Below are 10965 nucleotides of genomic sequence, written 5' to 3'. Positions count from 1 at the left end.
TCGCGGCGTGCAGCCGCGCGGCCCGTTCGGCACGGGTGACCATGGGAATTCCTCAGGAAAGTGCGGCGGGAGGCTTGCGGGGGATACGAATGTATAGTATCCTGCAAGGGCCGTCAAGGGCGCGAGCGAAGAAAATCCCCGGCGGCTCCTCCTCCCACGATTTCCCCCAGCGAAAGCAACACAACCCGCCCCCGGGGGCGAGTGGCAGAGCTAGGTCCCAGGCTGCGGAGCCCGGGGCTTCTCCAGCTTCATCAAGATGGACCAGGAGGCCATGAAGATGACCAGAAAGAGGGCGACGATGAAGTAGCCCCAGTACTTACCAGTCCCGAAACGATGCATGGCGCCGACGACCAGGGTTGGGATGCTCCCGCCGAGGATCCCGGCCTGCAGCATCTGCGCCCAGCGACGTTGCGGGGCCAGTCTTCGGTGCAGGATGCCGAGGCCGATGACAAGGACGAACCAGATCGCCTCGACGAGATAGGCGCCGACCGCTGAGAGGGAAGTCCGCTCAAGAAGTCCGTCGCGCAGGAGAAGCACGCCGAAGCCGACCAGCAACACCTGGCCGAGGTAGATCGCCTGGCGTGTAGCTGTATGCATGGCCGGGGCATCCTTCCAGCTTCGCGAGCGGACCCGCGATGGGCATGAGGGCGAGTCTGGCACCAGGTCGCACAGCGCACAATCGCGCCGGCTATCCCCGAGCCGCCCGCCCCCGGGGGCGAGTGGCCTGCAGGGCATGCAGGGCCTGCAGGCTCTGCGGCAGGCCGAGGCCCTCGCGCAGGGCGCGGATGCCGTCCACCGCCGCGCGCGCGCCGGCGAGCGTTGTGATGCAGGGGACGTCCATCAGCGTGGCGGCGTGGCGGATGGGCCGCTCGTCGTAGCGGCTGGCCGCCCCCAGGGGCGTGTTGATCACGAGTTGCACGCCGCCCGCAAGGATGCGCTCGGCAATGTGCGGCGAGCCCTCGCCCACCTTCGCGACGGGCTCGCAGGCCAGGCCGCGTGCGCGCAGGGCCTCGGCCGTGCCCGCGGTGGCGAGTAGCGCGAAGCCGAGCACGGCGAGCTGGCGCGCGATCGGCAGCAGGTCGGGCTTGTCGCGGTCGTGCACACTGAGGAAGGCCGTGCCTGCCACCGGCAGGCCCTGGCCGGTGCCGAGCTGTGCCCGTGCGAAGGCCTCGCCGAAGCCCGCGCCCACGCCCATCACCTCGCCGGTGCTCTTCATCTCGGGACCGAGCAGGCGGTCGCTGGCGGGAAAGCGGCGGAAAGGAAAGACGGGTGCTTTGACGAAGCAGCGCTCGGGCAACGGGGCTTCGCGCAGGCCCTGCGTGGCGAAGGACTCGCCAAGCATGGCGCGTGTGGCGGCGGCCGTGAGCGCAAGGCCGGTGGCCTTCTCAAGGAAGGGCAGCGTGCGGCTCGCGCGCGGGTTCACCTCGAGCACGAAGACCTGCCCGTCTTGCACGGCGAACTGCACGTTCATCGGGCCGATCACGCCCAGCGCGTGCGCAAGGCGAGCCGCGATCGCGCGCATCGCCGCGTACTGCCCGTGCGTGACGAGCTGCGGCGGGAAGACCGCGCAGGAGTCGCCGCTGTGCACGCCGGCCTCCTCGATGTGCTGCATGATCCCGCCGAGCAGCAGGGTCTCGCCGTCGGCAATGCAATCGAGGTCGAACTCGACGGCGTGTTCGAGGAAACGGTCGAGCAGCACCGGGTGCGCCGGGCTCACGAGCGCGACCTCGGCGAAGCCATGGCGCAGGGCGGCTTCGTCGTAGACCACCTGCATCGCGCGTCCGCCGAGCACGAAGCTCGGCCGCAGCATGACCGGATAGCCGATGCGCGCGGCTACCGCGACCGCGGCTTCGGGATCGGCCGCTGTGCCCCAGGCCGGAGTCGGAATGGCCAGCTCCGCGCAGAGGGCGGCAAAGCGGTCGCGGTCCTCGGCGGCCTCGATGGCGTCGACCGGCGTGCCCAGGATGCGCACGCCGGCCTCGGCCAGGGGCCGCGCCAGGGCCAGCGGCGTCTGCCCGCCCAGGCTCACGATCACGCCCTCCGGCCGCTCGCGCGCGACGATCGCCAGCACCGATTCCAGGCGCAGCGGCTCGAAGTAGAGGCGGTCACTCGTGTCGTAGTCGGTGCTCACGGTCTCGGGATTGCAGTTGACCATGATCGCCTCGACGCCCGCCGCGCGCAGTGCGCCGACCGCGTGGCAGCAGCAGCTGTCGAACTCGATGCCCTGGCCGATGCGGTTCGGCCCGCTGCCCAGCACGATCACCTTGCGCCGCGCGCTCGGCGCCGCTTCGCAGGGGCCCTCCTCCCAGGTCGAGTAGAGGTAGGGCGTGCGGCTGGCGAACTCGGCGGCGCAGGTGTCGACGCGCCGGAAGACCGGCATCAGGCCCAGCGCCGCGCGCCGCGCGCGCAGGGTCGCTTCGCCGCTCGATCCGCCCCCGGGGGCGGGTGCGTCGGCACCACCGCCGAGCCGCGCGAGCTCGGCGTCGCTGAAACCCTCGCGCTTGGCCTCGCCGAGCAGTTCCGGCGGCAGTGCGGCGAGCGCGAAGCCGCGCAGGCGGCCTTCGAGCTCCACGAGCCGCGCGAGCTGGTCGATGAACCAGGGGTCGATGCCCGTGGCGCGGCAGAGCTGCTCGGGATCGAAGCCGCGGCGCAGGGCCTCGGCGAGGTCGAGCAGGCGCCGCGGGTTGGGTCGCGCAAGCGCAGCGGCGAGGGCTGTGCGATCGCGCGACTCGCCCCCGGGGGCGATCGCGGCCGCGGCGGCCCCTGCCGGCCCGCCCGCGGGCGCGTCGCCGCCCGCCGGCCGCGCGAGCCCTTCGTAGCCCAGCTCGAGGCTGCGCAGCGCCTTCTGGAGCGCCTCGCGGAACGTGCGCCCGATGGCCATCACCTCGCCCACGGACTGCATGCTGGTGCCGAGGCGGTCCTCGCTGCCGGGGAATTTCTCGAAGGACCAGCGCGGCAGCTTGACCACGGTGTAGTCGAGGCTCGGCTCGAAGCAGGCGCTGCTCACGCCGGTGATTGCGTTGGGCAGCTCGGGCAGGGTGTAGCCCAGGGCGAGCAGCGTGGCGATCTTCGCGATCGGGTAGCCCGTGGCCTTGCTCGCCAGCGCGCTGCTGCGCGAGACGCGCGGGTTCATCTCGATCACCACGGACTCGCCCGTGTCGGGATGCACGGCGAACTGCACGTTCGAGCCCCCGCAGACGACACCGACGGCGGCGAGCACGGCGAGCGCCTCGTCGCGGAGCTGCTGGTACTCGCGGTCGCTGAGGGTCTGCGCGGGCGCAACGGTGGCGCTGTCGCCGGTGTGCACGCCCATGGCGTCGATGTTCTCGATCGAGCAGACGACGATGCCGTTGCCCGCCGCGTCACGGATGACTTCGAGCTCGTACTCCTTCCAGCCGTGCAGACTCTCCTCGACCAGAACGCTCGCGAGCCCGCCGCTGCCGCCGGTGGCCGCGGCCGAGGCGCGCAGGCCCGCCTCGACGAGCGCGAAGTACTCCGCGCGCGTGGTCGCGGCGCCGCTGCCCGCGCCGCCCAGGGTGAAACTCGCGCGCAGGATGGCCGGCAGGCCGATGGCGGCCAACGCGGCCTCACCCTCGGCGAGCGTGCGGACGAGGCGGCTCTTCGCCACGCGCAGGCCGGCCCCCTGCATCGCGGCCTTGAAGCGCTCGCGGTCCTCGGCGAGGCGAATGCTCTCCGCGCCGACGCCGATCAGCTCGACGCCGTGGCGCACGAGCGCGCCCGACTCCGTCAGCTCGAGGGCCAGGTTGAGCGCGGTCTGGCCGCCCACCGTGGCGAGCAGGGCGTCCGGCCTCTCGGCGGCGATCACCTGCGCCACCACCGCGGGCACCAGCGGCTCGACGTAGGTGGCGTCGGCGAGCGCGGGGTCGGTCATGATCGTCGCCGGGTTGCTGTTGATCAGGATCGTGCGGCAGCCCTCCGCGCGTAGCGCCTTCAGGGCCTGCGTGCCCGCGTAGTCGAACTCGCAGGCCTGACCGATGACGATGGGTCCCGAGCCGAGCACGAGCACGCTCTGGATGTCAGCGCGGCGGGGCATCAGCGCTCGCCCCCGGGGGCGGCGCCGCGCGCGGGCCCGGAAGCGGGGGCGGCCGCGGCGCGCCCCGCCCCGCGCTTCCGCCGCGCGGCCATGTCGCGGCGGAAGCGCGCGAAGAGGTAGCGGCTGTCGCGCGGGCCGGGCGCGGCCTCGGGGTGGTACTGCACCGAGTAGACCGGGCGGCCGGGCAGCTCCAGGCCCTCCACTGTGTTGTCGTTCAAACTCAAGTGTGTGGCCCGCGCGGCGGTGGCCGCCAGCGAGGCCGCCGGCACGGCGTAGTTGTGGTTCTGGCTGGTGATCTCCACGCGGCCGTCGGCGAGACGCTGCACGGGATGATTGGCGCCGTGGTGCCCGAAGGGCAACTTCACGGTATCCGCGCCCAGCGCGCGGGCGAGGAGCTGGTGGCCGAGGCAGATGCCGAAGAGCGGCAGCTCCGCGGCGAGCAGGGCGCGCACGGTCGCCACGAGCGCGGGCTGCGTGGCGGGATCGCCCGGCCCGTTGCTGAGGAAGACGCCCTCGTAGCCGGCGGCCAGCAGCTCCGCGGCCGGCGTGCGCGCGGGCAGCACGCGGCAGTCGATGCCCTCGGCGGCCAGCCGCCCGAGGATGCTGCGCTTGACCCCGAAGTCCAGCACGGCGATGCGAAAGGCCGGTCCGCCCTCGGGCGGCGCGGCCGCGGCCGGCACGGCGTAGGGCGTGCGGCAGCTCACGCGGGCCACCCAGTCGGTGGCGCTCATCGCCGGCAGCGCGCGGGCGCGGGCGACGAGCGCCGCCGGCTCGGCGAGGCCGATCGCCGCGCGACAGGCGCCGCCCTCGCGCACGGCGATCGTGAGGGCGCGGGTGTCCACTTCGCTGAGGGCGGGCACGGCGTCGCGGCGCAGCAGGTCCTCGAGGCCGCGCTCGGCGCGCCGGTGGAAGCTGCGGCGACAGTGGTCGCGCAGCACCACGGCCACGGGCTGCACGCGCGCGGACTCGTAGTCCTCAGCCTGGATGCCGTAGTTGCCGATGTGGGGAGCAGTGAAGAGGACGATCTGGCCGGCGTAGCTGGGGTCGGTGAGGATCTCCTGGTAGCCGGTCATCCCGGTGTGGAAAACCAGCTCCCCCGCCGCCTCGCGCGGCGCCCCAAACAGCCGGCCCGTGAAGCACAGGCCGGTCTCGAGCGCGATCCTCGCCTCCAAGGCCCTCGATTCGGTGAGGGGAACGGCGATCCCGAATCGCGGGCACTCTAGTCAATGCGGACGGGCAGCGGCAAGGGGAATCCCGAGGGAATCGCCGACTCGCAACTGCCGGCCGCCGGCCGCGCCCGCAGAGGGGCCGACACGCGGCTCGCCCTTGGCAGTGATTGCGGGATGCGGGTATACTGCGATCGGGGTGAGAGCGTCTCGAACCGGGAGGTGCGGGATGCGCCGTCGCTCTGGGGCCGCGGCCCTCTGCCTGGCCTTCGCCGGCGCCGCCGGCGCCCTCGAGTACCCCGTGCGCCAACTCACGCGCGACCTCGTACAGGAGGGCTTCCCCTGCTGGTCGCCCGACGGCGCGCAGATCCTCTTTTCGCGCACGCCGCAGGATCCCGACTCGCCGCTGATGGGTCTTTGGCTGATTTCGCCGCTGGGCGGCGAGCCGCGCCAGCTCACGCGCGTGATCGGCGAGCATCCGGACTGGTCGCCCGACGGCAGCCTGATCGTCTTCGACGGCGACTACGGCAACTGCCTGCAGGTGGTCGCGGCCGCGGGCGGCGAGCCGCTGCGCCTCCTGCCGCCGGGGGTGGCGCTCGCGAAGGGCGGCAAGCCGAAGTGGTCGCCCGACGGCCACGCCATCGCCTTTCGCGCCGACGACACCGTGTGGATCTACGAGCCGGCCACGGCCGGGCTGACGGCGGCCTTCTGCGAGGAGGGCAGCCTGCCCATCCCCGGCTGCTGGTCGCGCGACGGGCGGAGCCTCTACATCGTGGTGCGCGAGCTGGAGTCGACGCGCAGCGCGATCTGGCTGGTCGGCGCGGATGGCGAGGGCGGTCTGCCGCTGCTCGCGGAGCCGGACGCCGTGCTGCGCAGCCCGGCGCTCTCGCCCGACGGCAAGCTGCTCGCCTTCGTGCGCTGCGAGGGCCGCAACTGCGATCTCTGGGTGATGCCGGCGGCGGGCGGCAATCGCAGCGTTCAGCTCACGGCCGATCTCGCGAGCGACGACGCGCCGAGCTGGTCGCCGGACGGGAGCACGATCGCCTTCGCGAGCGATCGCGGGGGCAGCGGCGACATCTGGCTCGTGGAGCCGAACATCCCCGAGATCCTGGCGGCGCTGGCGGCGCAGTAGGGCGGCTTAGCGCAGCCTCAACGCAGATCTTCGCTGTTGCCAAGGGGATTCTGCCATGCTAGATTATCAGCAATCCAGGCGACTGGAGGTGGAAGGTTGATGCCTTCGCGGCCCTTCGGGGCCGTTTTTCATGGCAGGAGCTTGCGCCCCCAGCCATCGATCCCGCCTCGCCCCCTTCGGTCGTACTTGCCGGCTTCGAGCAGCGCTGCGATTCTCGCCCCGAACTCCCCCATCCGCCCCTCGACTCTGCCATCACATCCCCCTGCGCGCGATTCCGCCCAAGCCAGAGCACGTATCGCTCGAGCAGAACCTTGAGGCAGTAGTGGTAGGGATCATACCGCCAGGTTTGATAGCGCTCAACCTGCTCCCGCTTGTCGATCACAACGGTGATGACGCGGTACTCAAGATCGCCGAGAAGCAGGAGCAACTCGCGATCGAATCGCAGCGCCACCTCAGGATCCCTCAGGGCCATGAAGGGCGGCTTGCGGTTAAGCAGCTCTTTGCGGTGGAGGACGATAGGATCGTCCGGATGCGAGCCGAAATAGCGACGCTTGAGGTCTTCAAGTGCAGGGAAGACCTTGGCGTCGACGTAGCCTAGCTCCAGAATGACACCCGTCAGGCTGAGGTAGCGGTGGTTCGGTTCCGAAGACGCCTTGAGATCTGAGTTGCCGACTTCATCCACGTACATCCGGTACTTCATGCCTAAGATCTACGCAATCTGCATGTCCTTGTCACCTGGCAAGTCAGGCGCGGGTAGCCCTTTCCTCGATCTCCTAGCGCCTGTAATCTTCATAGATCATGCGGATCTGCAGGCGGATGGACGGCTCCGGCGCGTCGGCCGGCAGCGGCTCGAAGGGCGCCGCGGCCTTGATGGCGGCCACGCTCGCGTCGCGCAGTGTCCAGTGGCCCTCCTCGCCCTGCACCTCGAGCTGCAGCAGCGCGCCCGTGCGCGAGACCTCGAGCGCAACCAGGGTCCAGCCCTTGATCACGCCGATCTGGAAGGCGTAGGGCGGATGCCAGTGCGCCTCCACCGCGCGGCGGAAGCGCTGCATCCAGAAGCCGTAGACCCAGGCGCTCGTGTTCAGACTGACCTCACCGAGCAGGCGCACGTTGCCGTCGGGACTGGCCAGGCCCTCCTGCGCGATGTCCGCGTTGCCGGGCGCCGCCGCACGCGCGCCCGCGCTCGGGGTGGGCACCGCTTCCAGCGCCGAGGGATCGAAGCGGCGGAAGGCGGCGAGCGGGTCCGTACCGGTCGGGCTGCCCTGGCGAGGCAGTTCCAGGCGCCGCAGCCCTTCGCCATTCGGAGAAACCTCCGCCTGCGCATCGCCGGTCGCCGCCTCGCCGCTCGGGCCCTGCACCGCCTCGCTGCCCGGAGGCTGCGCGGCCGCGGGACTCGCCGCGGCGGCCTGCGGCGGGTCGGCCTCAGCGGAAGCGCCGGCGCCCGGCGTCATCGCCACCTGCGGCAGCTCGGCACGGCCTGCGCTGTGCGGGAGCGCGCCGTCCTCGCCGCCGGGCAGCAGGTCCCGCGCGCGGCTGTCGACGTTGCTGAGGAAGTCCGCGCGCGCTGGCGGCACGTCCGCGCGGTCGGCCGGCAGCTCCGTGAATTCGCGCGGCGAGTCCGCAGCGGGCAGGGAGGCCGGCTCGGCGGCGGCGGGCCAGGGCAGATCGGCGAGGTCGATCGGGATGAACTCGGCGTCGGGCGGCAGCGCGCCGTGGCGGGCGGCCAGGGGCGCGAAGTGCTTCAGTCCGACCGCGAGGAGCGCGTGCAGCAGCAGCGAGACGATCACGGCCGCCACCCAGGCGCTTCGCAGCGCGCCGCCTGCGTCGTTGGCGGTCATCGGGATCGCGGGCTCCTGCGGGCTAGGGCGGGGCAAACGCGGCGCTTACGAGCGGGCCGCCCGGCGGGTTCCGTCCGGCTCTAGTCGAGCCCGCCGAGCCACTCCTTCTGCCTGGCCAGGCGCTGCGGCCGCTCGACCGCGAAGCGCTTGACGCCCGCGAAGATCGACTCCTCGTCCAGGCCCGCCTCGCGGATGACGTCGGCCTCGGTGCCGCCGGTGAGCCAGCGGTCCTCCTGGTCGGCGGTGAGCGAGTACTCCTCGGTGAGCGGGCCGAGGCCGGCCAGGGGCGGCAGGCGCTTGGTGCCCGTGGTGACGAGCATCAGGTCGTTCACCGCGCCGGGCGGCAGCACGCTCTCGCGATAGGCGGCGCTCTGGCGCGCGAAGAGCTCCTCGCTGACCGCGGCGATCACCTTCACGTTCGCGCCCGCGGCCTCCAGGCGCGGCAGCGCGGCGAGCAGGTTGAAGGTGGAGCTCGAGCCCTGCGCCACCACGTAGCCGTGCCGCGGCTTGCCGGGCGCGAAGTCGCGGATCACGTAGAGGCCCTTGGCCGCGGCGCGCAGGTCCGTGTCGGCGAAGCGCGAGCGGTCGGCGACGGGGAAGTCCGGCCGCGCCACCTCGAGCACGATGATGCCGACTTCGGGCTCGCGGGCGGCGATGGCCGCGGCGGCGAAGTAGCCCGGCGCGACGTCGTTGTAGTCCCAGAAGCTGAGCCGGATCGCCTGCCCGCGCGGGAAGAGCGACCAGACCTGCGGCGAGAAGATGCCGAAGTGCGTGCGCGCGTCGGCCGCGGTCTCGGGGCCGGAGTGCGCGGCAAGGATGTGCAGCACGCCCACGCGGAAGGGACTGTCCTGGTTCTGCTGGCTCCAGACGCGGGCGGGCAAGTACATCAGCGGCGTGAAGGCGCCGTAGGTGCCGCTGAGGGCCCAGACCCCGTCATGCTCGGCCGGGTCCAGCGAGGCCGTCTGGCTGACCAGCCCGATGGCCGTGAGCGCGTTCGCCGCCTCCTGGATGCCGGCGCGGTGCAGGGTGCCACCGGGGTTGGCCACCGGATCGTAGCGGCCGAAGAGGGCGCTCTTCTCGACGTTGATCGAGCCGGCCAGGTCCGCGGCGATCGCAATGAAGCGGCCCTCGGTGACTGCGTTCAACCACTTGAAGATCTCCGAGATCGCGCGGCGCGCGCCGGCCACCTTGCCGGCGGGCTCGAAGAGCCGCACGCTCACTTCGGCGGTCTGGCCCGTGGCGGGATCGGTCACGGTGAGCGACTGCGGCTCCACGGGCAGCTTGGCCACGGCCAGGCGCGGATCGCGGAAGGGATCGCGCGGGGCGCGGCGCTTGAGGGGCAGCTCGTCAGTGAGGCCCTCACCGATGCTCAGGAGGCGATCGGCCAGCCACTGGCCGAGCGGGCCGTCCAGCACGGAGAGCGCGATGTCCACGTTGCGCTTGAACTGGAGCAGGCGCTCGCGGTCGTCCTTGATCGCGCCGGCGGCCAGGCCCTCGAAGGCGACGCCGAAGCGCTGCTCGAAGGTGGCGGCCAGGGCGCGGAAGTAGTCGCCGTTCATCGGGAAGGCGTAGGGGTGCGAGGCGTGGTCCACTACTGCCTTGCCGAAGCCGGGGATCTCGCCCTTCACCATGCCGGGCCACCAGCCCTTGAGCGTCTTGCCGATCAGGATCTGCGGGCGGCGGTCGGCGGGGTCGGCGTCCTCCATGGCCTTGAAGGCGGCGGCGATCTGTGCGGTGTCGTTGCCGTTCTCGATCGCGAAGACGTTCCAGCCGTAACTCGCCCACTGATTCGCCAGATCGTAGCCCTTGAATTCGGGGCCGATGACCGAGCCCACCAGCTCGTCGTCGATGCCCGCGTTGTTGTAGGAGAGCAGCACGCGCAGGCGCTTGCCGACCTTCTGCGCCACGGCCTGCGTCTTGAACTCCTGCGAGTGGCCGGAGGTCAGCGCGAACTCGCCCTCGATGGCCAGGATCTTGGGCGTGCCCAGCGGCGCGCCCATGAAGTCCCAGAACGCGGCCTTGCCGGCGGCGGTCGCGATCCCCACACCCGAGGGGCCACTGTTGACGTCGTTGGTGAGGTCCGTGGACTCGGAGTGGCCGGCCAGCGCGCGGATGCCGCGCTTCTTTGCTTGAGCGAAGAGCGGGTGATCGGTGAGGTCGCGCTCGGCGAGGAGCGTCTTCAGCGCGCCCGCGCTGCGGCGAAAGCCGAGGGCGTCGATCGCGAGCATGCTGGTGGCCGGATTCGCCGCGTAGCGCGACTGGCCCGTGCGGGCGTGGGCGCGGGCGAGCGCCTCGCCCATCAGGATCCAGAGCGCATAGGTGACGGGCGCGTTGTGCCCGCCGGCCAGCATGAACTTGTCACTGTAAGGATGCTTAGGCCGCCGGTAATCATAGCGCAGGCCGCCGAGGGCGGGGCCGAGCAGGTGCGCACTGACGACGAAGGGCGTGTAGGCGAGCGGCCCGCCGAAGTGTCCGGTCTGCGAGTAGTTGCCGAGCAGGCTGAGCAGCATGGCGGTGAGCCAGCCGGTCTCCTCGAAGCGCGCTTGATCGAAGTCGGGCACGGGCGTTTCGTGCGCGTGCCTGCGCTGCGCGGCCTCGATGCCGCTCACGGTGACGGTCCGGGTTTTGGCGTTCGGCACGGAGGCTCCTGGGCGGGGGGAAGGGGCCGCGGCACGGCGGCCCGCTCCCTATGATGGCAGAGGGGGCCGCCCCGCGAAAGGGGTGACACCGAAATCCCTGGTATGACGTCACATGTCGAGATTCGGACAAAGAGAT

7 protein-coding genes are annotated in these 10965 nt (G+C 71.7%); 1 reads left to right on the top strand and 6 read right to left on the bottom strand.

Going from position 1 to position 10965, the window contains the following annotated elements:
• Positions 1-210 precede the first annotated feature (210 nt).
• The 3 genes from FJ251_09630 to carA all read right to left on the bottom strand — a co-directional run bounded on the left by FJ251_09630 (position 211) and on the right by carA (position 5226).
• Entirely contained in the window at positions 211-597 is a 387-nt protein-coding gene (locus FJ251_09630) for a hypothetical protein (GenBank protein MBM4117977.1), read from the bottom strand.
• Between the two features lie 91 nt (positions 598-688).
• Positions 689-4054, bottom strand: a complete 3366-nt coding sequence (gene carB, locus FJ251_09625) for a carbamoyl-phosphate synthase large subunit (protein ID MBM4117976.1) — start codon at positions 4052-4054, stop codon at positions 689-691.
• Positions 4054-5226 (bottom strand): glutamine-hydrolyzing carbamoyl-phosphate synthase small subunit, encoded by a 1173-nt coding sequence (gene carA / locus FJ251_09620; GenBank protein MBM4117975.1) that lies wholly within the window; start codon positions 5224-5226, stop codon positions 4054-4056. Before carA ends, carB begins: the two co-directional genes overlap by 1 nt.
• A gap of 223 nt (positions 5227-5449) precedes the next feature.
• Here carA and FJ251_09615 point away from each other — a divergent pair, with 223 nt between their 5' ends.
• The gene (locus FJ251_09615) at positions 5450-6352 is read left to right on the top strand and encodes a hypothetical protein (GenBank protein ID MBM4117974.1); all 903 of its coding nucleotides are present in this window, start codon (positions 5450-5452) and stop codon (positions 6350-6352) included.
• A 58-nt stretch (positions 6353-6410) separates the two neighbouring features.
• Here the strand turns inward: FJ251_09615 and FJ251_09610 are convergent, their stop codons facing one another.
• From FJ251_09610 to FJ251_09600, 3 genes are all read right to left on the bottom strand, one after another.
• Entirely contained in the window at positions 6411-7052 is a 642-nt protein-coding gene (locus FJ251_09610; GenBank protein MBM4117973.1) for a DUF3800 domain-containing protein, read from the bottom strand.
• 73 nt (positions 7053-7125) lie between these two features.
• Positions 7126-8190 (bottom strand): hypothetical protein, encoded by a 1065-nt coding sequence (locus tag FJ251_09605; protein MBM4117972.1) that lies wholly within the window; start codon positions 8188-8190, stop codon positions 7126-7128.
• Between the two features lie 80 nt (positions 8191-8270).
• Positions 8271-10829 (bottom strand): hypothetical protein, encoded by a 2559-nt coding sequence (locus tag FJ251_09600; GenBank protein ID MBM4117971.1) that lies wholly within the window; start codon positions 10827-10829, stop codon positions 8271-8273.
• Between the last annotated feature and the right edge of the window lie 136 nt (positions 10830-10965).

The organism is bacterium (assembly GCA_016873475.1).
Taxonomy (GTDB): Bacteria; Krumholzibacteriota; Krumholzibacteriia; order JACNKJ01; family JACNKJ01; genus VGXI01.
This window is presented reverse-complemented; position numbering and strand designations above follow the sequence as displayed.